Origin of the sequence: Parabacteroides acidifaciens (assembly GCF_003363715.1) — a bacterium.
In the GTDB taxonomy this organism is placed as follows: domain Bacteria; phylum Bacteroidota; class Bacteroidia; order Bacteroidales; family Tannerellaceae; genus Parabacteroides; species Parabacteroides acidifaciens.
On the sequence record NZ_QREV01000011.1, the window covers coordinates 81,202 to 103,334 of the forward strand.

A 22,133-nucleotide genomic window follows, 5' to 3' on the forward strand; every position below is an offset into this window, starting at 1 on the left:
TTTATCAGTTATTTTTACTTTCTATAAGTTGAGCCAATTCTTCTTTGCTGGGTAGTACAGTACGGTAACGACTGGCAAAGATTTGATTATTATTTTCAGGTAAAGTAATCTCAACCAATGTGTCTTTTTTATCTCTGCAGAGTATAATTCCAATAGTTTTATTTTCTTCATCTAATTTGACAAAGCGGTCATAATAATGTACATACATCTGCATTTGCCCTAAATCCTGATGCTTTAGTTGGCCTATTTTCAAATCGATTAGCACGAAGCATCGTAGTAAACGATTATAGAATACCAAATCGACCCTAAAGTGCTCTTCTTCGAATGTGAATCGCACTTGACGACCTACAAAAGCAAAACCTTTGCCAAGCTCCAGCAGAAAGTTTTGTAACTTGTCTATCAAGGCCTCTTCAAGTTCAGTCTCGCTGTATGATGGTGATTCTGGTAATCCTGTAAATTCTAATATGTAAGGGTCTTTTAAAGCATCTTCTGGTTTTTCGATGATTTGTCCTTTTTCCGACAACTCGATTACTTTTTCTTTATCCCGGCTTAATACAAGCCGTTGATATAATGCAGAATCGAATTGGCGGTTCAGTTCTCTGACACTCCATCCGTTATTTTGACATTCTATTTCGTAAAAATTCCGTTCTGCCTCGTCTTCTATGCGCATAAGGCGGATATAGTGTGTCCAGCTTAAAGAATGCGAAATCACTGATTTCGCATTCTTATAAGTCAGATAGAACTGGCGGATTAATTCTAAATTTCTTTTTGAAAAACCTTTACCAAAACTTTTTGATAGTGATTCAGAGAGCTTGGATAATAAATAATCCCCATATTTCGCTGTTGTATGTCCGTTCTGTTCCTGTTCTACAATACGTTTACCTATTTCATAATAGGTCGCAACCATAGTCACATTGATTTGTTTCGCTATACCGGAACGTGCATGAGCCAATAAAGACTTTATATCTTCAATGAATTTTTGTTCAATATCATTTTTAAGATCGTCCATAGACAGCTCTCCTTTGTTTAATGAGTTAATATTTTATCCACCGTCTCCCGGTCCCTTCCTAACTGAGCGATCAGTTCGTCGAGGGAGTTGAATTTGATGTCGCCTCGTACGTGGTTGATGAACTGGACAGTTATTTCGTTATTGTAGATATCGCCGGAGAAGTTCAGGATGTTTACTTCTAACGTGATGTTGTCTCCGTTGTCCAATGTCGGGCGGTTGCCGATGTAGAGCATGCCTTTGTAACGCAGTCCGTTCAGGTAGACCCGGACCGCATAGACACCGATCCCCGGAATGATCTTGAACGGCTCGTCCACTTGTATGTTGGCAGTCGGAAAGCCTAATTTGCGGCCTACTTTGTAACCGCTGACGATGCGCCCCTTCAACTGGTACGGATAACCCAGCAGGCGGGCTGCCTCTTCCACCTTGCATTCCGTAAGAAGCCGGCGTATTTCGGAAGAACTGACTGCCGCTTCCCCTTCGCTGTATTGTGAGGCTTTTACGACCCGGATGCCGCAAGCTTCCCCGTAAGCGACATATTGCTCGAAGCCATCTTCCCGGTTATGTCCGAAGCGGTGGTCGTAGCCGATCAGCAACGTGCCGACCTGCAATTGGTTTGCCAGTACGGACATTATAAACTCTTTGGCACTCAGGCGCGACAGTGCGAGGGTGAAATCCAGTACGATGCAGTAGTCGATCCCCGTGGAATCAAGGTGTTTCAGCTTCTCTTCGAACGAATTGAGTAGCTTCGGCTGATAGTCCGAATGCAAGACTGCACGCGGATGTTCGGGGAACGTGATGACGGCGGAAGGCAATCCGGCGGCTTCAGCCACCTGCTTCAGTTCATGAATCAGAAAACAGTGTCCCAAATGAACCCCGTCAAAAAAACCGATAGTCGCTACCAGTCTTTTACCTTTCAATATCTCCGTGTCTCTAACAACTATCATCTCTGCAGCCTTAATACTTCTAATTAGGATGCACAAAAGTACATAAAAACTATGAGTTATAATAATACGGAAATAAATCGTACTTTTGGGAAGTAGTTTAAACGAAAAACATCACCATTAAGTCAGTATGAAAAAAACATGTATCCTTTTATGCCTGATAGCCCTTTCCGTGCTTCAGGTGTATGCTGTTTCTTCCTGGAAAGAGACAAGAACAGTCATTTTCACCCCTTCCGGAGGAGAAAAAGCATACCTTCTTCAACCCGGGCAAAGCCTCTCCGAGCCTGTATCTTTCGGTCAATCCGGAATCCCTGTGCGGAAGTTCCTGCGCGTGATCGGCGGTGTTCAGATGCCTGCACCCTTTCAAAGCAGAGGGGAAGAGATGTTCCGCAGGTCCGAGTTCTATATCGATGACAATCTCGATTCCATTATCCGGAAGAAAGACCGCTATTCACTCTACTTCAAAGGTGAAAACGATCCTTTCGAGCGTCATGCCTATTACCGTATTTCCGGCGAATTGTTGCAACCGGGCGAGCTGACAGTTACGCTTCCGGTTGTAAAGAAACAAGACCTGACCCTCTCTCCGGACGGTGATTTCGGCGTCGCGATCGAGTTGTTCTACCGGAAGCCGGGACGGGCTGCCGACGATATTTACGACAAGCCGGACTCTTTGCTTTATATGCCGGTTCCGGCCGGTACGGGAAAATATCAGGCGGTGTCGCAGACCTTCTCCTTGCCGGAGAATGTAGCCTGTGCTTTCCTCCGTGTTGGCGGCACCCGTTTCAGTGGCGAATGCTGGGTGGAAGCGCCCCGTCTGACGCAAAACAAGAAGGTGGTTTGTTCGATTCCTTTTACCAAGTTCGCTCAGAAGACGGACAATTATAATTACTGGATCGGTTGCAACCTGGCAACCCGAAGTTGGCCGATGTGGAAGCTTGAATTTGATGGCAAGACTGTTTTTCAAGGGAATATCTTCGACCGCGCCTCCGATGTTGCAGACTTCTATATTCCGCTGCCCGCCTCTGTGCAAGGGAATGGCGAGATCAGGCTGACGCTCTTGAAAGAACCTCACCGTGCCGCCTATGCGTATGAACTGCGCGGGTTGGAGATTATCGAAGAGACTGCCCGCGACTACGAAGTGATTTCCGTGCCCGAATATGTGACGAAGAATGCCTCTTTCGGTATTTTGGTGGAAACCAACAAGCCGAATGTCTGCCTGAAAGTAAAAGCCGCCGGTGCGGTTACGCCGGCCGAACAGGAATGTATGTTTGAAGAGCCCGGCTTGCATGTCGTCGAATTGCGTGCCGGTGAAGCCGGCCATGCCGTCCCGTTAGTGTTTGACGACGGCAGCCGTACGGAGCAGGCGGAAGTGCGCCAGGTGATCGATAAGGAGGCAGAGCAGATTTATCTCTCGTCCGGCGATGAAATCTATATCGACAAGCAATATACGCCGTACGATTATTTCTTTAAGTGGTATATCTCCAACCGGATCGGCAACTGGTACCAGTTCCGCCCTTCTTACCAATGGAGCGGCTTCCGGATTGCAGACCCTGCTGTGATCGGGCATTATACCAAGCTGCTGGATCAACTGAAAATACCATATGCCTGGCAAGTGGAAGGCCGTACACTCGCAGGCAGCCGGATCAACCCGTCGTTGGAAACCCTCGCCTCTCCGATGTTTCGCGGCAAACAGGCGCATGAGAATGACGGCGGATATTATTACTGGCAACATTTCCTCTATCAGGGAGTGTTCTCCGACATGGCAGCCCGCAACCGCCCTTACGGCGGGATCTTTGCCAAGCACCGCCCGATTTATACCGATCACGGAATCTTTATCCATTATGATCCGGAAGGCGTGACGGATATGGCCGACGGCGCCCGCAAACTCGTTTCCAATTTCCGCTATTCGAAAGGAGAAAGCACCCGCCATACAGGGCCGTCCACCTTGTTTCGCTATCTGTATCAGGCCGGCTATAACTGGTTGGGAGCCGAGCAGATGTACGGGCCGGAAGAAATCATCCTCTCTTCGTTGCGCGGAGCGTCGCGTGCATACAGCCGTCCGCTTTACGGCACGCTTCACGCCATGCAATGGGGCTCGGGACCGTTTACCGATCCGAAGCATTCCCTGCGTTTGTATATGTCGCTGGCTGTTGCCTATATGCATGGCTCTTCCCACATGAATACGGAAGAGGCGCTGTGGACGGATGAATACATGAACGACCGCTATTCGGTTTCCGGCAAGGAGCATCTGTTCGCCCAGCATCAGATGCTGAACTTCGTGGAAACACATTCCCGTCGCGGCGATCTGAAAAGTAACATAGCCGTGATCCAGGGGCGCAATGATGCCTGGAAATCTTTCGGGCGCGGTAGTTTGTGGTCGCAGAAAGGTGACAAATGGAAGTTCGATAAGGCCTGTGAAAGCTTCGACCTGCTCCGTGTCTTTTATCCGGATAATATCGTGGACGGATGCGGCCCGGAAGGTTGGTTCACTTCTACGCCTTACGGAACGGTCGACCTGTTGCCCGTCGAGGCTCCGCAGGATGTGATGAACCGGTATAAGGCGCTGGTATTCTTAGGATGGAACAGTTATGACGCGGGCGATTTCCTGCGTATCCGGGACTTTGTCTTCAATGGCGGGACACTTCTGCTGTCGGCTGCCCATCTGAATGCCGAACTGCAACCGGACCAGCCTGTCCGCTTCCCGGCCGATGATGCCGTAATCCGCGAGATGTTGGGTGACAACTATCAACAGTTGACCGCAAAAACAGAGATCGCTTACGGTCTGGGCAAGATTGTCTATTTCCCGCAGAAAGCCTATCCGGCCGAAACGAACCTGCAAGCCGGTTATGTCGCAGCCATGAAAGAGATTGCTGGAAAAACCGCCGGCGAAGAGGCGGACAAAGGCTGGATGGAAGCATCTCCTTCCGTCGGTTTTACCGCTTGGGACAGTCCCGGCCACCGTACTATTTATTTGCTGAATGCCGATTGGTCGAGCGACCGGGATCAGCGTCCGGCTACCTTTGTCTATAATGGCAGGAAATTCCCTGTTTCCGTCCGCCGTTATCATATTGAGACAATCCACTGTTCTGAAGGATTGGCAGTCATGCCGGCATCCAATACGACCGATGTCTTGTCTATCGAAAGAAATGGCAACGGCTGGACTGTAAAAGTGCAGAATACAGAAGGGGATGTGATTCAATGCATGAATGCTGTTACCGGAAAGGTGGAATCTGTAAAATTCGATCAGCCAGGCATACACGAGGTGTCTGTTAACGAATAATTAAAGGTTTTTGTCTATATTTGCAAGTATGGGTGACGCGTCTCAGAACATGGATCAGTATCAGCACATCTATATGGAGTATGCTCCGATGTTGATGCGTTTTGCAGAAAAGTTTGTTTCCGGCTTTTTTGCAGAAGATGTTGTTCATGACGTGTTCCTGAAACTGTGGGACAAGCAGGTATTCCGTCTGCCGGAGAACGATTTGAAGCGCGTGCTTTATGTCTCCGTCCGGAATGCCTGCCTGGATCATCTCCGCCGTGTGAGTATGGAGCAGGATATCATCGACCATCGCGCCCTCCAGCTCAAACTGGAAGAACTCGATTTCTTTGAGGCTTCCGACGAACTTTTCATGCGGCAGGACCTCTTGGACTTGTTGATGAAAAAGGTTGCCGAGTTGCCCGAAAGAAGCCGGGAAGTTTTCCGGATGTCTTATCTCGAAGGGCTGAAAGCGGCTGAGATAGCGGAACGCCTCGACCTGTCTGTCCGCACAGTCGAGAATCTGCTGTACCGTTCCCTGCTCTATCTGCGTAAAAACTGTTCAAATCTGTTCTTGCTCATTTTCCTGTTATAAAAGTTTCACATGTCATGATGTGCTGGAACTTTAGTTTCAAACAGTTCTTCCCTTTGAAACTAAAGTTTCATGCCTATGGAACAAAAGTTTCACGGGACGAAAATTTAGTTTCCTGCCTTGAAACTTTAGTTTCGACCGCAGACACTTTAGTTTCGAATAGAGTGATTTTATTTTTGTGAAAAGACCGAATCTTCCTTACCTTTGTAGGCGATTCGAACAAAAAGAAATGAAAAGATATTTACTACTTTTTGCGGCCTTGTGCGTGACGGTGGCCGGATATGCTCAGAAGAAGGATTTCTCTTATAAGTTTTACGGGCAAGTGCGCGGAGATTTGTTTTATAATTCGCGTGCTAACAGTGAAATCGTGGATGGATTGTTCCATCTGTATCCGAAAGACAAGAATCCGGATGCGGATGGGAAGGACTTGAATGCTACGGCAAACGGCAGTTTCTATTTGCTGTATTCCCGTTTGGGTGTGGACTTGAAAGGGCCGAATATCGGGAAGGCTGTGGCTACGGCCAAGTTAGAGGCGGATTTTCGCGGTTCGGGTAGTAACTGGGCGGTTCTGCGTATCCGGCATGCCTACGTCAACCTGGATTGGGGGAAGTCGGCAGTGTTGATCGGGCAGACCTGGCATCCGCTGTTCGGAGATGTCTTTCCGCAGATGCTGAACCTGTCGACTGGGGCGCCTTTCCAACCGTTTAACCGTAGCCCGATGATTCGTTACCGGTACACGTCCGGTAAAGGCTTACAGCTGACCGGGGCAGCGATATGGCAGTTGCAATATCTCTCTGCCGGGCCGAACGGGAAGAGTGAGGAATATATAAAGAACAGCTGCATTCCGGAAATCTATGTTTCGGCCGATTATAAAGCGGACGGACTGATCGCCGGTGTCGGTATGGAAGTGCTGTCTTTGAAACCGCGTCAGCAGACAACGGTAGGCGACCATATATATAAGGTAAGCGAGCGGGTGACCGCCTTGTCTTTTGAAGCCCATGCCAAATATACGACGCAGGACTGGTTGGTTTCCGGCAAGACTTTGCTGGCGTCGAACCTGACACAGGCTTGTATGTTAGGCGGCTATGCCGTGACATCGATAGACCCGCGGACGGGTGAACAGGAATATACGCCTTACCGCCATTCCATGACCTGGCTGAATGTGGTGTACGGCAAGAAGTGGAAGCCGGGACTTTTTGTCGGCTATCTGAAGAACTTGGGAACGGGGAAGACGATCGCCGGGCCGACTTACGGTGTTGGACTGGATGTAGACCAGGTGTTTACAACCAATCTGCAACTCTCATACAATCTGCCTCACTGGAAGTTAGGGCTGGAATACAGCCCGTCGCTTGCCTGGTATGGCGATATGAATGCGAAGAACGGTAAAATAGAGAATACCCATTCGGTGACGAACCACCGCGTCTTGGGTGTCATGATTTATACATTCTGATGAAAAAGATATTGGTTGTCGGAGCAAACGGCTTTACCGGGCGGAGAATCCTGGATTGCTTTTCAGGGAATGAAGCCTATGAGGTGGTTGGCTGTTCCTTTCATCCGGATATCCGGCCGGAAGGAAAGCATACGTTTGTCCGGGTGGATATAAACGACTATCCCGCTGTCAAGGCTTTGCTCGACCATGTCTGTCCGGATGTGGTGGTCAACTGTTCAGCCCTTTCTGTCCCCGATTACTGCGAGCAACATCGCGAAGAGGCTTATGCGACCAATGTTTCGGCGGTCGGGAACCTGGCGCATTGTTGTGAACATCTGGGAAGCCGCCTGATTCATCTGTCGACCGATTTCGTGTTCGACGGGAAAAGCGACCGGCTTTATACGGAGGAAGATATTCCTGCTCCGGTCAACTATTATGGACTGACCAAGTATCAGGGAGAACAGGCAGTTGCCGGGATAAGCCGTAATTATGCAGTCGTCCGTGTGGTTGTCGTCTATGGAAAGGCGTTGCCCGGACAGCACGGGAATATCCTGCAACTGGTCAAGAACCGCCTGGAGGCAGGGCAGGAGATACGGGTCGTTTCCGACCAATACCGTACGCCGACTTGGGTGGCGGATATTGTGGACGGCGTGGAGCGGCTGATGCATACCGGCAATAACGGCATTTATCATATCTGTGGCGGAGAACGGCTCTCGATTGCTGAAATGGCTTATCGTGTAGCCGATTACTTCGGATTGGACCGCACTCTGATCCGTCCGGTTACGACGGAAGAGATGAACGAGGCGACACCGCGTCCGCGCAATAGCGGATTAAGTATCGAAAAAGCCATACGCGAACTGGCATATGCTCCGCATACGCTGGAGGAAGGATTGGGAGAACTTAAATAAATCCTATACATAACACTAACCTAAGATGAAGATGAAACAATGTATTTTATTTGTATTCTTTTCTCTTATTCAAATGAGCAGCCTTGGCGCTTCGAACAGCCCGGACAGTCTGTTTACGGATGAATATATCGAGAGTATCTGTCTCAATGAACCCAAACGGGCACTCGCTTTGCTGGATGAGGCCGAGCAGCTGAAAAAGATGCCGCCTTACCGGATTGACTATCTGCGTTGCCTGGTCTATCACAACGGTATGGAGCAATACCGGATTGCACTCGATTATGCCAATAAAGCATACCACAGCGATTTCATCCAGAATGACCCTATGTGGAAATATAGCCTGCTCGATATGATGTCTAATGCCTGCTTGCAGCTTAGTGATTATGAAGCTTGCATCCGGTATGTTGTAGAGGGGACAAAGTCGGCACGGGAGATCGGCGACAAAAGCGGAGAGGCCAATATGATGCTTATGCATGGAGAGGCTAAAAGGAAAATGGGATTGAAGGCGGAGGCTGAAACCTATTTTCTGCAGGCGATCGAGATACAGAAGAAAGTCGTTGCTTCCACCCGCGACTGGCACGATGTAGACGATCTTCTTTATTCATACGGGACGTTGATTTCGGCTTACCAGGAAGATGGGAAGTATGAGGCTGCGATCGGTCTGCTTCCGGAATATGAACGGCTGATGGATAAGCTGAAGAAAATGCCGGACTTGCCGGATGGGCTTTGCGATCTGCGCTATGCCAGTGAGTATGCTGCGTTTGCCTGCATTTATGCACAGAATGGGGAACAGGAAACAGCCCGGAAGTATTATTTGAAATATCTCGAAACAAATTATGCTTCTTCAATCGAAGGAGAACCCATCCGGATTGAATATTTGCTTAATAGCGGACAGTATAAGGAAGCGCTTCAGTATATCGGAAAGGAGAAGCAACGCTATGTCGACAATGGTGAAACGATCAGCTTCGAATATTTGCGTTATGCCCTTGAATATGAGGAAAGGGCACTGGCCGGACTGGGAGACTATAAGGCGCTGGCCGAAACCCGTAAGCAGATGCTTGCCGTGACCGATAGCCTGAACAGCAGGGACAAAGCCAATGCGGCTCTGGAGCTGTCAACCCTCTATGAAACAAATGAAAAGAATGAGCAGATACGGATACAGGCTGATAAGCTGTACCGGGAACGCATCTTCCTGATTGCTTCCTTGGTTGTACTTTTCCTGTCGCTGGCCGTCATCTCTTTTATTGTCCATAGTCTGCGTGCTACGCGAAGGAAGAACCGGATATTGGTGCAACAGATTGACGAAATGCTGGATTACCAGGAAGAATTGCACCGGGCAAAGAAGGCTATGCTGGATTCGGCTGCCACGTTTGCATCCGAAGAGTTGCCCGCCGGCACATTTGATTCTGAGGAGCTGCCCGCCGACACGTCTGAATCTGAGCGGAAACTTTTCGAGTTGATGGATATGACGATCGATAGTGAGAAAATGTTCTTGGATCCGGATATCAACCGGGATGCGCTGATTAAGCGTTTCGGCATTCTCAAGAACTCGTTTGCGCAATTTATACAAACGTATGCTGGTACAAACTTCAACGGGTATATCAATAATAAGCGGATCGATTATTCCGTTCTCTTGTTGCGGGATGAGGCGAATTATACAATCCAGGCTGTTTCCGATGATTCCGGTTTTAGTAATGTCCGGACTTTCCATCGTGTTTTCCGTGATCGATACGGAATTACGCCTGCTGAATATAGGAAGAACATGACCCGGAAGGCATAAGGGCCGCATCAGCCGGCGTGCAATAAAAAAGGCGGTGTCGAAAGTGCCTCGTTCCCGCGTTTGACGCGGGATCGCATTAGAACCGGCGATATGAATAAAGCTTGTTCTTTTGCGGCCCCGCGTCAAGCGCGGGGACAAGAATGTTTCAACACCGCCTTTTTATTATAAAGCGGATTATCTTATCCGATATTCTTCACCTTCAACAGGTATTCAGCAATCTGTACGGCGTTCAAAGCGGCGCCTTTCTTGATCTGGTCGCTTACCGTCCAGAAAGTCAGACCGTTCGGATTCGTAATGTCTTTGCGGATGCGGCCAACGTAAACAGGGTCTTTTCCGGCGATGAACAACGGCATCGGATAGTCTTTCTTTGCTGGTTCGTCCTGCAGGATAACGCCTTCGGCTTCGGCAAAAGCCTTGCGGGCTTCTTCCACGCTTACGGGACGTTCTGTTTCTACCCAGGTTGCTTCGCTGTGGGCACGCATAACCGGGACGCGGACACAAGTAGCGCTCACTTCGATGTCGGAGTGCATGATCTTGCGTGTTTCGTTGTACATCTTCATTTCTTCCTTGGTGTAGCCGTTATCCGTAAATACGTCTACGTGAGGAATCACGTTGTAAGCCAGTTGGTAAGCGAACTTTTCCACTGTCGGTTCTTCGCCTTTCAACAGCTGTTCATATTGTTTTACCAGTTCAGCCATAGCTGTCGCGCCGGCACCGCTGGCTGCCTGATAGGTCGATACGTGTACACGCTTAATGTGCGACAGGCCCTCGATTGCCTTCAATGCAACGACCATCTGGATGGTAGTACAGTTCGGATTGGCAATGATACCGCGCGGACGATTCAGTGCATCTTCCGGGTTTACTTCGGGAACTACCAAAGGTACGTCGTTATCCATGCGGAATGCGCTGGAATTATCGATCATCACAGTTCCATGTTTTGTAATGGTTTCTGCGAACTCGACAGAAGTACCGCCACCGGCCGAAACAAAAGCAACATCGATTCCCTTAAAGTCGTCGTTATGCTTAAGCTCCTTGACGGTAATCTGTTTACCACGGAAGGTATAAACACGTCCGGCACTGCGAGATGAGCCAAAAAGCACCAGCTCATCCATCGGGAAGTTTCTCTCGTCGAGTACACGCAGGAATTCTTGTCCTACGGCTCCACTTACTCCTACAATTGCTACTTTCATTTTGAGCACTAATTAATTTGTTTATCGAAAAAATAGTATAACTTTACAGCGTGTATGAAAGCACAGTGCTTCCAATGCTACAACGCTTTGGGGTGCAAAGATATACAAATTATAAACAAAACTGTAAGACTATGAAACAATTTATTCTTTTTCTCTTCGTATTACTTCCTTTTTGTGTAAGTTCACAGGTAAATGAGATGTTTGACGGGCCGGAGATTGATTCGGCTAATCCTTGGTATGTGGACTCTGCCGGATTCTTTGTAAAAGACGGACGTTTAGTGTTCGACGCAAGCCGGAGGGCTAAGGGTGTTCATACGGCCATGCTGGATATTCCGTATGCGGATAATATGGAATGGATGTTTGATGTCTATTTTTCTTATAAGCCGACGAGTAATAATAATGTAAGGGTCTTTGCATATGCGACGGGAGCGCCTACGGATATTGCCTATTTCGTACAAGTTGGCCATAATGATGGAAATGTGTCTTTGTATTCATGGCCTCTTTCTGCCAAAACTCCACAAAGGAAAATAAAAGGCAGGATGTATCTGTTAAAGAAGGGAACTAACTCGGTCCGGGTAAAATTGACTTTGGAGAACAACTCAAAATTAACGTTATATACGCGTTTGGAGGATGAAGATTGCTTTTATAAAGAGGGGGAATACAAAATCATTTCATCGGGGATTCGGAAGGCTGGGACTTTAAACCTGCAATGCCGATATCAGGCTGCTTCAGCCGACAATATGATCACTTCTTTTGATAATATCATCGTTTCCGACCAAATAACTCCGACTCCTCTCGAGCCGGAAGAAGGACCGGAAGAACCGGATCAACCGGATGAAGATATAAAGACTCCTTCTTTGCCGGATTTGGAGCAAGAAAATGCGACTGAACTTCTTTTGATATTCCATGATCCTGTAGATCCTGTCCAATATCAAATTACTTTATCGGAAGTAGGCGATGCTGATGAAGTTTATATCTCAGAGGATAGTAAAATACTGAAGGCCGTATGGAAGGAAGCTTTGTTGAAAGGTCAAACTTATACTTTATATTATTCCGGAATATTTGATAAGTCCGGTAATGAGTGTAAGGGCGATACAACGTTCATCTCTGCTTATGGAGAGGAAAAGCCGGAACCGGGTAAACCCGGAACAATCTTGATTAACGAAATCATGGCAGACCCGAACGGACTGAAAGATTTAGCAAAAACGGAATATATAGAGTTGTATAATATGTCAGGGAAAGAGCTGTCGCTTAAAGGTTGGCAACTTATATATGGTAAGGAAAAGCCAAAGTCGATAGGAAATGTCAGTATTCCAGTGGCAGGTTATATGGTTTTATACAGATCGGGAAGAGATATGAAAGTTGATAATCAAGGCATAGCTGTTCCGATGGATGATTTCCCTTCACAATTGGCTAATGCTGGTAAGGACTTGCAATTATGGGATGCTTCAGGAAATGTGATCGATGAAGTAACCTATGCCAAAGCCACAGCCGGTAAATCCTGGGAGCGTTCTGCCTCCGGTTGGCATCTGTCTACTGATCCTCGCGGCGGAACGCCCGGTTCTGTCAACTCCTCCCCGTCTTCGGACGAAGAGGAACCGCCTGTGGACCCGGATAAACCGGAAGAACCCGATAAACCGGATACTCCCGTAGTTACAGATCCCATCCTGCCCGGTGAGATTGTCTTTAATGAACTGCTGCCAGATCCTTATGCCGGAGGCAGCGAATATCTGGAATTGTATAACCGTTCCGGCAAGCCCCTGTCTGTGTCAACTCTTTCCCTTGCGGTCCGTAAATCGGACGGGACGCTTAGTACGCGTTATCCTTTGGCCGCTATTGTCCGGAAGCTGGAAGCTAAAAGTTATATTTTGCTGACAAAAGATGTGGAAAGTGTTTCCTCTTTTTACGAGATCGCTGAACCGTCTGCACTTCATCAGCTATCCAAATTGCCGATTCTTGCCAATACGGCTTCTACTTTAGTATTGTTTCGTACCGCAGATGGAGAAGTGATAGACGAAGTTTCTTATTCCTCCAAATGGCATGCCTCTTCTGTTAAGAACCGGAAGGGTGTTGCTTTGGAACGCATCGATCCGGATGCCGCCACACAAAATCCGTCCAACTGGACCTCTGCTTCCGAAACGGCTGGTTTCGGCACTCCCGGCTATCAGAACTCCCAATATGGGAATCCTTCTTCCGAAGGTTCAACCGGGATAGAACCGCCTGTCTGGATAGAGGAATCCGGCAGTTACCGCATATCCTACCTGCTCGATCGCCCGGGTTATAACTGTCGTGCATTTGTTTTCAACACATCTGGCATACGTGTTGCCGAGATTGCCAACCATCAACTGTTAGGCACGTCCGGCGAACTGACTTGGAGCGGCATTGCCAACAGTGGCAGCGCACTACCACCAGGCATCTATATCTTTTATGCCGAAATCTATCACCCGGACGGAGTCGTGAAACGCTATAAGAAAGCGTTCCTGATACGGTGATAATTTGTCGATTTATTCATAAACCGCCTTATACCAACTTACCCGTTCCTTGTACCAGTCGAATATCTTAGAGAAGGACTGTTTGGGTTGCGGGACGAAAACGGTCAGGCCGCAATAACTGTTTACCGGTAAGGCGTTAGAGGGATAGCCGTAGGCATAATACGCCTTTGGAGTATGGGCTTTATATAAAACAGCTTTTTCCAGACAATCGGTGAAATTGCTGTATTGCTCGGCTGTTGCCAATTGTTTTATATAATCAGCCATATCATATAACATTCCCGGACTGCGGTACAAATATTCCAACTGTTGCATCTCGGAAAGGTTAATGCCATAGATGTCGCTTTCCGTCTTGTCGGCTAATATGTCGTGCACGGCGTTTTTCAGATTCTCCAGTTCGCTTGTCTTTGTCAGCGACACGGTTGCGTATGGATAAGAGTCATTGAGATAGTAGTTGTAGAATGTCTCGCCGACCTTTTCCAGTTGCAAGTCTGTGGCAAACAATTGTGGCATCATCTGGGCATAAGGCCATCCGTCTGCCATCGTTTCGGTAGGCGAAGCCAAAATATAATCCGCTTTATTTCTAAGCTCATAGGTGCACTCCACGCTTGCCATATAGCAGGCATCGAACAGAATGAAGTCAAATACATGATCCGGCAAACCTTTTGCCAGATCGTCTATCTCCAACCAGTTGCTGCCGTCCTGGCCAAATGCTTTCAGCATATTCTGGTAGTCGGAAGGAAGCCAGGCTGTCCCGTGGCTCCATAAATCCAAGCCATAGCTGTCTGCCGGATATAGGGATATCACTTCTTTGATCACGCTTAGCATCACGGACGGATCCGCCGAGTTTTGCTTTTCGTAGTCTTTGATGTGGAATTTATTTACAATGCCGTTCTCTTCCTTGATTTGGAGAAGTTCCGGATTCGATCCCTTCGGGGCATAGTAAACGATCAGATTACCTCCGTTGAGGTTTTTAGCAGTTGCTCCCTCTACCATGCTTGCAATGTTTTTAGCGGCATAACTGTCGAGGCTGTTGTTTGCCATCATATAAACTAAAATGGTACGTGTTGGACGGGGTTCCGGAGTTTCGTCATCCGAACAACCGGTAAATCCCAGACAAAGGGTGATAAATAGTGCGATAAGTTTAAATTTCATATGCCCCCAATACTGAATAAATTATTTTCGACAAAGATATACAATTAATCCGTTTGGTATGTGTATTTAATATCAAATGTGTTTATATACAAATAGATTTTACATATCTTTGTTTCTTAATACGATTGGTAAATCAACGAGAATATGTCTATGAAGAGGCTATACTTTGTTTTTCTTTGTTTGTGTTGCGCTCTCTGTGCCCGGTCGCAGGTGGTTGCTGTTAAGACAAATTTACTGTATGATGCGACCACCACTTTCAATTTAGGGGCAGAGGTTGCATTTAATAAACATTTTTCACTGGATATATCGGGCAATTATAATCCTTGGACTTTTTCGGAGGATAAATCCATTAAGCACTGGCTGGTGCAGCCGGAGGTGCGTTATTGGTTGCACGAACGGTTTAACGGGCATTTCTTTGGTGTTCATGGGCTGTATGCCGATTATGATGTGGCCGGCAAAACACTCTTGAATGTGATGAAATCCGGCTATGCTTATGATGGTAATGCCTACGGAGGCGGCCTTTCGTATGGTTACCAGCTGTATCTTTCTCCTCATTGGAATATCGAATTTACAGCCGGCGTCGGATATGTCCGGTTCAAATATGACAAAACACCTTTCCCTTCAAACCAGGAGTCGGAAGGTAGTTATCGAAACAACTATTTCGGACCGACCAAGTTGGGGGTAAGTATTATCTATATTATTAAATAAGAGCCTTATGAGAACTACTCTATATATATTGATTTCCCTTTTTGCCGTCTTGTTCTGCCGGGCGCAGGAGTTGTCTTCCGATTATCGGGGAATGATCTATGTAAAAGAAAATTGCGTCGAGCAGCAGGGGGATAACCTTTTGTTGGATTTGGAAATCGACTTGTCGGGATTGCCCGTTGGACGCTATCAGAGCTTGGCCTTGGTGCCGATGCTTCGGGATGGACGCGATTCGTTGATGCTCCAACCGATAGTGGTGAACGGTGCCAACAAGCAGAAAATGTATGAGAGGACGCTTGCCTTTAAAGGAAAAACAGTTGCCGATGACGGCGCTTATCTGGTCATTAAAAACAAACCGACCCGGCTTCGTGAGATTGCCTACCGGAAAGAGATCCCTTTCCAGCCCTGGATGAAAGGTGCAGAACTGGTCTTGGTCGGACAGCTTAAAGACTATGACGGCATAACGCAGCAGGTTTACATGAATGTCTTGACGGATAACCTGATTTTTTAGATTCGTTTCTTGGCATATTGTGCTCTCCGATATGCAAAGTATATTAAAATAAACCGGATATGCTGATTTTATAAAGGTAAACGACTGCCGAATCTCGTGATTTTTAATTAAGTTTGCCAGTCCGTTCAAGGATATGATTCTAAAACCAATATTATAAATTAAAATACAAACGCTATGGCAACAACTCCTTTCAAGTATCAGGCTCCATTCCCATTGGGCCCGGATACAACAGAGTATTATCTGCTTACAAAAGATTATGTTTCGGTTTCCGAATTTGAAGGAACGCCGGTTCTGAAAGTAGCTAAAGAAGGTCTTACGGCAATGGCTAACGCTGCTTTCCGTGATGTCTCTTTCATGCTTCGCCGTTCACACAACGAACAGGTTGCAAAGATTCTGAGCGATCCGGAAGCAAGTGATAACGATAAGTATGTAGCGTTGACTTTCCTGCGTAACGCTGAAGTTTCTGCTAAAGGTGTACTTCCTTTCTGCCAGGATACCGGTACGGCTATTATTCATGGTGAAAAAGGACAACAGGTATGGACCGGTTATTGCGATGAAGAGGCGCTGTCATTGGGCGTTTATAAAACATATACGGAAGAGAACCTGCGCTACTCGCAGAATGCTCCGCTGAATATGTACGACGAAGTGAACACGAAGTGTAACCTGCCGGCCCAGATCGATATCGAGGCTACTGAAGGCATGGAATACCACTTCCTGTGTGTAACGAAAGGCGGTGGTTCCGCTAACAAGACGTATCTGTATCAGGAAACAAAAGCGATCCTGAATCCGGGTACTTTGGTTCCGTTCATCATCGAAAAGATCAAGACGTTGGGTACGGCTGCCTGTCCTCCTTATCATATCGCAGTGGTTATCGGCGGTACTTCTGCCGAAAAGAACCTGTTGACCGTGAAATTGGCTTCTACTCATTATTATGACAGCCTGCCGACTACGGGTAACGAATATGGACGCGCTTTCCGCGATATCGAACTGGAAAAAGAGGTTTTGGCGGAAGTTCACAAGATCGGTTTGGGTGCACAGTTCGGTGGTAAATATCTGGCTCACGATATCCGTATCGTCCGCCTGCCCCGTCACGGCGCTTCCTGTCCGGTTGGTCTGGGTGTAAGTTGTTCGGCAGACCGTAACGTGAAATGTAAGATCAACAAAGACGGTATCTGGATTGAAAAGTTAGACAGCCATCCCGGTGAACTGATTCCTGAAGAATTGCGCCAGGCAGGTGAAGGCGATGCTGTTAAGATCAATCTGAACCAGCCGATGGCTGATATCCTGAAAGAATTGGATAAATATCCGGTTGCAACCCGTCTGTCATTGAACGGTACGATCATTGTAGGTCGCGACATTGCCCATGCCAAGTTGAAAGAACGTTTGGATCGTGGTGAAGACCTGCCACAGTATATCAAGGATCATCCTATCTATTACGCTGGTCCGGCTAAGACTCCGGCTGGTATGGCTTGCGGCTCGATGGGCCCGACGACTGCCGGTCGTATGGACTCGTATGTCGGCCTGTTCCAGAGCCACGGTGGTAGCATGGTTATGTTGGCAAAGGGTAACCGTAGCCAGCAGGTGACGGATGCTTGCCAGAAATATGGCGGTTTCTATTTAGGAAGTATCGGTGGTCCTGCTGCTATCCTGGCACAGAACAATATCAAGAGCATCGAATGTGTGGAATATCCTGAATTGGGTATGGAAGCCATCTGGAAGATCGAAGTGGAAGACTTCCCTGCATTTATCCTGGTCGATAACAAGGGCAATGATTTCTTCAAACAGATCAAGCCGCGTTGCACTTGCGGAAAGTAAGAATCTATTATAGATGCATAAAAAAGCCTGTCGCTCATAAGAGGACAGGCTTTTATTTTATCGGAAAACTATCTTAGTCTCTGTATTCCCGGCGCGGTCCGCGATCTCCGCGATCCTGGCGGGGTCCACGATCACCACCACGGTCACCACGATCCTGGCGCGGTCCGCGATCGCCTCTTTCCGGTCTCGGCGGGCGTTCTTCGTAACCTTCCGGCTTCGGCAGCAATACCTTGCGGGAAAGTTTGAATTTTCCGGTCTTCTGGTCGATATCTACCAACTTAACGGAAATTGTATCGCCTTCTTTTAAACCAGCCTGTTCAACTGTTTCCAGACGTTTCCAGTCGATTTCGGAAATGTGCAGCAAACCGTCTTTGCCCGGCATGAATTCAACGAATGCACCGTAAGGCATAACAGATGAGATCTTGCCTTCGTAGACTTCGCCTACTTCCGGTACTGCTACGATACCTTTGATTGCGCGGATTGCAGCATCGATCGTATCTTTATTTGTTCCGGAGATTTCAATTTTGCCAACTCCGTCTTCTTCTTCAATCGTGATTGTAGCACCAGTCTTTTCCTGGATACCCTGGATGATCTTTCCACCCGGGCCGATAACAGCACCGATGAATTCTTTACCGATAACCATTGTTTCGATTCTCGGAGCATGCGGTTTCAATTCTTCGCGAGCTTCAGGCTGTGCTTCCATAATCTTGCCCAAGATGTGCATACGGCCTTCTTTTGCCTGGGCCAGTGCATTTTCAAGGATTTCGTATGAAAGGCCGTCTACCTTGATATCCATCTGGGTAGCCGTGATACCGTCTTTTGTCCCCGTTACCTTGAAGTCCATGTCACCCAAGTGGTCTTCGTCGCCCAGGATGTCGGACAGGATCGCGTAGTTCTGACCTTTGTTTTCGGAAATCAGACCCATTGCGATACCGGATACCGGTTTCTTCATCGGAACACCTGCATCTCTCAATGCGAGAGTACCGGCGCATACGGTTGCCATTGAAGAAGAGCCGTTAGACTCCAGGATGTCGGAGATTACACGTACTACGTAAGGATAGTCTGTCGGGATCATGCGTTTCAGAGCGCGGTGTGCCAGGTTTCCGTGACCGATTTCACGACGGCCAACACCACGGGATGCTTTTGCTTCGCCAGTGGAGAACGGAGGGAAGTTGTAGTGCAACAGGAAACGTTCTTTGCCGTGATTCAGAACATCGTCGATCATCTTTTCATCAGACTTCGTTCCTAATGTAACGGTAGACAATGATTGTGTTTCACCACGTGTAAAGATGGCAGAACCATGAGGGCCGGGCAGGCAGTCTGTCTCGATCCAGATCGGACGGATTTCAGTTGTCTTACGACCATCCAGACGCTTTCCTTCGTCGAGGATGGCACGGCGCATGGCTTCTTTTTCTACATCGTGATAGTAACGGCCGATCATTTCAGCCTTTTCGTCAGTCAGTTCTTCTTCAGAGAACTGGGCTTTATATTCTTCAACAACTGCTTCGAATGCTTCGGCACGCTGATGTTTGTCTGTTCCGGAAGTGGCAACAGCATAAGCTTTTGCATAACATTTTTCGTGTACATCCTTGCGCAGTTCGTCATCGTTTACTTCGTGGCAGTATTCGCGTTTTACCATCTTGCCGCAGGCTTCAGACAGTTCAAGCTGTGCCTGGCACTGTACTTTGATAGCTTCGTGTGCGACTTTGATAGCTTCCAGCATTTCGGATTCCTGAACTTCGTCCATTTCGCCTTCCACCATCATGATGTTGTCGATAGTAGCGCCCACCATGATATCGATATCTGCTTTTTCCAATTCAGAGAACGTGGGGTTAACTACATATTTACCATCGATACGGGCAACGCGACATTCGGAAATCGGTCCGTTGAAAGGAATATCCGATACGGCTAATGCGGCAGATGCTGCCAAACCGGCCAGTGCATCCGGCATATCTTCACCGTCTGCAGAGAATAATATAACGTTTACGTATACTTCTGCGTGGTAATTGTCAGGGAAAAGAGGGCGGAGGGCACGGTCAACCAAACGAGAGGTCAGGATTTCGTAGTCAGAAGCTTTACCTTCTCTTTTTGTAAAGCCTCCCGGAAAACGGCCAAATGCCGAGAATTTTTCTTTGTACTCTACTTGTAACGGCATGAAGTCAACACCCGGGTTTGCATCTTTAGCGGCGCAAACAGTAGCCAGCAACACTGTGTTGCCCATACGCACGGTAACAGAACCGTCCGCCTGTTTTGCCAATTTCCCGGTTTCGATGGTGATGGTTCTTCCATCAGCCAATTCGATCGTCTTGTTAATTGGATTAAGCATAATCTTTTTCTTATTTTTCTATCTGTAAAAATTGGTGCAAATGTAATGAAAGTTTATCTGTAAACGTGTGAAAATGAAAATAAAAAACATGAGAAAAGTTCTTTTTTTGAAAAATAGCGGGAAGATTTAGCGAATAATAGTGTCACAATTGTAAATTAATGTATATTTGCAGCGGATTAAAACAAGAAGTAAAGAAATGAAGAAACAAATATCCACACGATTGTTGGCTACATTAGGACTGTGTATGTTCTTATTCTCGGCTTGTAACAACTCTTCCGAATTTACGGTGAAGGGCGTTGTTTCAGGAGCGGACGGTCAGCTTATGTATTTAGAAAACGTAGGAATTTCGAATGTCGTGACGCTCGACTCCATCAAGTTGGCTTCCGGAGGGAAGTTCAAGTTTACGGAGAAACGTCCTGAATATCCGGATTTTTATCGTCTGCGCTTGAATAACCAGAAGATAAATTTCTCTATAGATTCGACGGAGACGGTTTCTATTCTTGCAGATGCCGGTGCTTTTGCAACCTCTTATTCCGTGGAAGGTTCTGAAAATTCAAAAGCCATTAAAGCGATTACGTTGGCGCAATTGGATGCGAACCAGGCTATCAGCCGTTTGCGTAAGGACTATGAAGATAAGATGATTTCGGATACGACTTATCGTTCCAAAGTGTTGGCTGCTGCCGATGCTTATAAGGAAATTGCCCGTAAGTATATCTATGCGGCGCCGATGTCTACGGCCGCTTATTTCGCCTTGTTCCAGCAGATCGATGGTTTGTTGTTCTTTGACTTGTATGATCGAAACGATGTGAAAGCATATGGCGCTGTTGCCACCAGCTACGATCATTATTATCCGGAAAGTCCGCGTTCCAAACATTTATATAACCTGACTTTGCAGTCGATGAAGGTGCTCCGCGCCCAACGTCCGGTCGATTATAGTAATGTGGAAACCAAAGAAATATCATTCTTGGATATCGAATTGCCCGATGTTCGGGGTGAAGTGGTGAAACTCTCCGACGTTGCTCCCGGCAAGGTTGTCCTGATAAACTTTACGGCTTATCAGACGGAATGGTCACCGGCTTTGAATATGGCATTGGGTGAATTATATACGAAATATCATGGTCAGGGACTTGAGATTTACCAGGTATCCCTGGATAGTGATTCTCATTTCTGGAGGAACGGAGCGTCTAATTTGCCCTGGATTTCTGTTCGTGATCCGCAGTCTGTTTATTCTCAAGTGGCAGGTTTGTACAATGTGAAGCAGTTGCCTGCTCTCTTCATCCTTGACCGTAAAGGAAACCTGGTTAAGCGTGTTGAAGACGTGAAAAAACTGGAAGCGGATGTGAAAGCTGTACTTTAATGTATGACAGCTAACATTCAGATTTATATGTTATAAAGCATTTTGCAAAGATTGCCGATCTTAAAAAGATCTTTTATCTTTGCAAAGTCTGAAAATAAGAGAAAGAGGAGTTCCGGCCAAGCAGTTGGTCGGGATTCTTTTTTTATTGTGCGGTAATCAATAATAACATTTTAAAGTAATAGGAGGATTTAGTATGGCAGTAAGCTATATGACGAAAGATGGTTATGATAAGATTTTAGCTGAAATCAATTATCTGGAAACCGTGAAGCGTCCGGAAATATCTGCCCAGATTGCAGAAGCCCGTGACAAAGGCGATTTGTCTGAAAATGCAGAATATGACGCTGCAAAAGAAGCGCAAGGTATCATGGAGGCGAAACTTGCTCAGTTGAAAGGACTGATCTCTAATGCCCGCCTGATAGACGAAACCCGTGTGCAGACAGACGAAGTCCAGATTCTGAACAAGGTCAAGATTAAGAATATCAAGAATAACGCAGTTATGACATATACATTGGTCTCTGATTCGGAAGCGAACCTGAAAGAGGGAAAGATCGCAGTCAGTACTCCGATTGCACAGGGACTGATGGGTAAGAAGGTTGGTGACATTGTGGAGATCAAGGTGCCGTCCGGTGTGATGAGTTTTGAGATTATGGATATATCTATTTAATATCATATA

At 47.1% G+C, this 22,133-nt stretch carries 16 protein-coding genes; 11 read left to right on the forward strand and 5 right to left on the reverse strand.

Going from position 1 to position 22,133, the window contains the following annotated elements:
• Positions 1 to 4: 4 nt before the first annotated feature.
• Together DWU89_RS06920 and ribF are read right to left on the reverse strand one after the other, a co-directional pair.
• Positions 5 to 1,009 (reverse strand): PDDEXK nuclease domain-containing protein, encoded by a 1,005-nt coding sequence (locus DWU89_RS06920; RefSeq protein ID WP_115498910.1) that lies wholly within the window; start codon positions 1,007 to 1,009, stop codon positions 5 to 7.
• Positions 1,010 to 1,026: 17 nt separating this feature from the next.
• Positions 1,027 to 1,953: a riboflavin biosynthesis protein RibF gene (gene ribF / locus DWU89_RS06925; protein ID WP_115498911.1), complete on the reverse strand. Its 927-nt coding sequence runs from the start codon at positions 1,951 to 1,953 to the stop codon at positions 1,027 to 1,029.
• A gap of 127 nt (positions 1,954 to 2,080) precedes the next feature.
• On the opposite strand from ribF, the gene DWU89_RS06930 reads away from it, so the two are divergent.
• The 5 genes from DWU89_RS06930 (at position 2,081) to DWU89_RS06950 (ending at position 9,912) form a co-directional block, all read left to right on the forward strand.
• Positions 2,081 to 5,230 (forward strand): hypothetical protein, encoded by a 3,150-nt coding sequence (locus tag DWU89_RS06930; protein ID WP_115498912.1) that lies wholly within the window; start codon positions 2,081 to 2,083, stop codon positions 5,228 to 5,230.
• 28 nt (positions 5,231 to 5,258) lie between these two features.
• On the forward strand, positions 5,259 to 5,801 hold the full coding sequence (locus tag DWU89_RS06935) for an RNA polymerase sigma-70 factor (RefSeq protein WP_115498913.1): 543 nt from the start codon (positions 5,259 to 5,261) through the stop codon (positions 5,799 to 5,801).
• A 226-nt stretch (positions 5,802 to 6,027) separates the two neighbouring features.
• On the forward strand, positions 6,028 to 7,248 hold the full coding sequence (locus tag DWU89_RS06940; protein ID WP_115498914.1) for a DcaP family trimeric outer membrane transporter: 1,221 nt from the start codon (positions 6,028 to 6,030) through the stop codon (positions 7,246 to 7,248).
• Positions 7,248 to 8,135 carry an SDR family oxidoreductase gene (locus DWU89_RS06945; RefSeq protein WP_115498915.1) on the forward strand — a complete coding sequence of 296 codons (888 nt, stop codon included), beginning with the start codon at positions 7,248 to 7,250 and terminating at the stop codon, positions 8,133 to 8,135. Before DWU89_RS06940 ends, DWU89_RS06945 begins: the two co-directional genes overlap by 1 nt.
• A gap of 31 nt (positions 8,136 to 8,166) precedes the next feature.
• On the forward strand, positions 8,167 to 9,912 hold the full coding sequence (locus tag DWU89_RS06950; protein ID WP_158543343.1) for a helix-turn-helix domain-containing protein: 1,746 nt from the start codon (positions 8,167 to 8,169) through the stop codon (positions 9,910 to 9,912).
• Between the two features lie 179 nt (positions 9,913 to 10,091).
• On the opposite strand, the gene DWU89_RS06955 is transcribed toward DWU89_RS06950, so the two are convergent.
• On the reverse strand, positions 10,092 to 11,102 hold the full coding sequence (locus tag DWU89_RS06955) for an aspartate-semialdehyde dehydrogenase (protein ID WP_115498917.1): 1,011 nt from the start codon (positions 11,100 to 11,102) through the stop codon (positions 10,092 to 10,094).
• Between the two features lie 131 nt (positions 11,103 to 11,233).
• Here DWU89_RS06955 and DWU89_RS06960 point away from each other — a divergent pair, with 131 nt between their 5' ends.
• Complete coding sequence (locus DWU89_RS06960) at positions 11,234 to 13,594, forward strand: lamin tail domain-containing protein (RefSeq protein ID WP_115498918.1); 2,361 nt, start codon at positions 11,234 to 11,236, stop codon at positions 13,592 to 13,594.
• A 12-nt stretch (positions 13,595 to 13,606) separates the two neighbouring features.
• On the opposite strand, the gene DWU89_RS06965 is transcribed toward DWU89_RS06960, so the two are convergent.
• Complete coding sequence (locus tag DWU89_RS06965) at positions 13,607 to 14,746, reverse strand: clostripain-related cysteine peptidase (RefSeq protein ID WP_115498919.1); 1,140 nt, start codon at positions 14,744 to 14,746, stop codon at positions 13,607 to 13,609.
• 150 nt (positions 14,747 to 14,896) lie between these two features.
• Here DWU89_RS06965 and DWU89_RS06970 point away from each other — a divergent pair, with 150 nt between their 5' ends.
• From DWU89_RS06970 to DWU89_RS06980, 3 genes are all read left to right on the forward strand, one after another.
• Complete coding sequence (locus DWU89_RS06970) at positions 14,897 to 15,454, forward strand: DUF3575 domain-containing protein (RefSeq protein ID WP_115498937.1); 558 nt, start codon at positions 14,897 to 14,899, stop codon at positions 15,452 to 15,454.
• 7 nt (positions 15,455 to 15,461) lie between these two features.
• Positions 15,462 to 15,962 carry a DUF3868 domain-containing protein gene (locus tag DWU89_RS06975; RefSeq protein WP_115498920.1) on the forward strand — a complete coding sequence of 167 codons (501 nt, stop codon included), beginning with the start codon at positions 15,462 to 15,464 and terminating at the stop codon, positions 15,960 to 15,962.
• A 174-nt stretch (positions 15,963 to 16,136) separates the two neighbouring features.
• Positions 16,137 to 17,777: a fumarate hydratase gene (locus tag DWU89_RS06980; protein WP_115498921.1), complete on the forward strand. Its 1,641-nt coding sequence runs from the start codon at positions 16,137 to 16,139 to the stop codon at positions 17,775 to 17,777.
• Between the two features lie 73 nt (positions 17,778 to 17,850).
• Here the strand turns inward: DWU89_RS06980 and pnp are convergent, their stop codons facing one another.
• Positions 17,851 to 20,103: a polyribonucleotide nucleotidyltransferase gene (gene pnp / locus DWU89_RS06985; protein WP_115498922.1), complete on the reverse strand. Its 2,253-nt coding sequence runs from the start codon at positions 20,101 to 20,103 to the stop codon at positions 17,851 to 17,853.
• A gap of 196 nt (positions 20,104 to 20,299) precedes the next feature.
• Here pnp and DWU89_RS06990 point away from each other — a divergent pair, with 196 nt between their 5' ends.
• Positions 20,300 to 21,460 carry a TlpA disulfide reductase family protein gene (locus DWU89_RS06990; RefSeq protein ID WP_115498923.1) on the forward strand — a complete coding sequence of 387 codons (1,161 nt, stop codon included), beginning with the start codon at positions 20,300 to 20,302 and terminating at the stop codon, positions 21,458 to 21,460.
• Positions 21,461 to 21,653: 193 nt separating this feature from the next.
• Positions 21,654 to 22,124 carry a transcription elongation factor GreA gene (greA, locus tag DWU89_RS06995; protein ID WP_115498924.1) on the forward strand — a complete coding sequence of 157 codons (471 nt, stop codon included), beginning with the start codon at positions 21,654 to 21,656 and terminating at the stop codon, positions 22,122 to 22,124.
• Positions 22,125 to 22,133 lie beyond the last annotated feature (9 nt).

Excerpts from the sequence above, each read along its gene's own strand:
- pnp (WP_115498922.1), bottom strand. The coding sequence starts at position 20,103 with ATGCTTAATCCAATTAACAAGACGATCGAATTGGCTGATGGAAGAACC.
- DWU89_RS06940 (WP_115498914.1), top strand. The coding sequence starts at position 6,028 with ATGAAAAGATATTTACTACTTTTTGCGGCCTTGTGCGTGACGGTGGCC.
- DWU89_RS06935 (WP_115498913.1), top strand. The coding sequence starts at position 5,259 with ATGGGTGACGCGTCTCAGAACATGGATCAGTATCAGCACATCTATATG.
- ribF (WP_115498911.1), bottom strand. The coding sequence starts at position 1,953 with ATGATAGTTGTTAGAGACACGGAGATATTGAAAGGTAAAAGACTGGTA.
- DWU89_RS06970 (WP_115498937.1), top strand. The coding sequence starts at position 14,897 with ATGAAGAGGCTATACTTTGTTTTTCTTTGTTTGTGTTGCGCTCTCTGT.
- DWU89_RS06950 (WP_158543343.1), top strand. The coding sequence starts at position 8,167 with ATGAAACAATGTATTTTATTTGTATTCTTTTCTCTTATTCAAATGAGC.
- DWU89_RS06965 (WP_115498919.1), bottom strand. The coding sequence starts at position 14,746 with ATGAAATTTAAACTTATCGCACTATTTATCACCCTTTGTCTGGGATTT.
- DWU89_RS06920 (WP_115498910.1), bottom strand. The coding sequence starts at position 1,009 with ATGGACGATCTTAAAAATGATATTGAACAAAAATTCATTGAAGATATA.
- DWU89_RS06945 (WP_115498915.1), top strand. The coding sequence starts at position 7,248 with ATGAAAAAGATATTGGTTGTCGGAGCAAACGGCTTTACCGGGCGGAGA.
- DWU89_RS06975 (WP_115498920.1), top strand. The coding sequence starts at position 15,462 with ATGAGAACTACTCTATATATATTGATTTCCCTTTTTGCCGTCTTGTTC.
- DWU89_RS06955 (WP_115498917.1), bottom strand. The coding sequence starts at position 11,102 with ATGAAAGTAGCAATTGTAGGAGTAAGTGGAGCCGTAGGACAAGAATTC.
- DWU89_RS06930 (WP_115498912.1), top strand. The coding sequence starts at position 2,081 with ATGAAAAAAACATGTATCCTTTTATGCCTGATAGCCCTTTCCGTGCTT.
- DWU89_RS06960 (WP_115498918.1), top strand. The coding sequence starts at position 11,234 with ATGAAACAATTTATTCTTTTTCTCTTCGTATTACTTCCTTTTTGTGTA.
- DWU89_RS06980 (WP_115498921.1), top strand. The coding sequence starts at position 16,137 with ATGGCAACAACTCCTTTCAAGTATCAGGCTCCATTCCCATTGGGCCCG.
- greA (WP_115498924.1), top strand. The coding sequence starts at position 21,654 with ATGGCAGTAAGCTATATGACGAAAGATGGTTATGATAAGATTTTAGCT.
- DWU89_RS06990 (WP_115498923.1), top strand. The coding sequence starts at position 20,300 with ATGAAGAAACAAATATCCACACGATTGTTGGCTACATTAGGACTGTGT.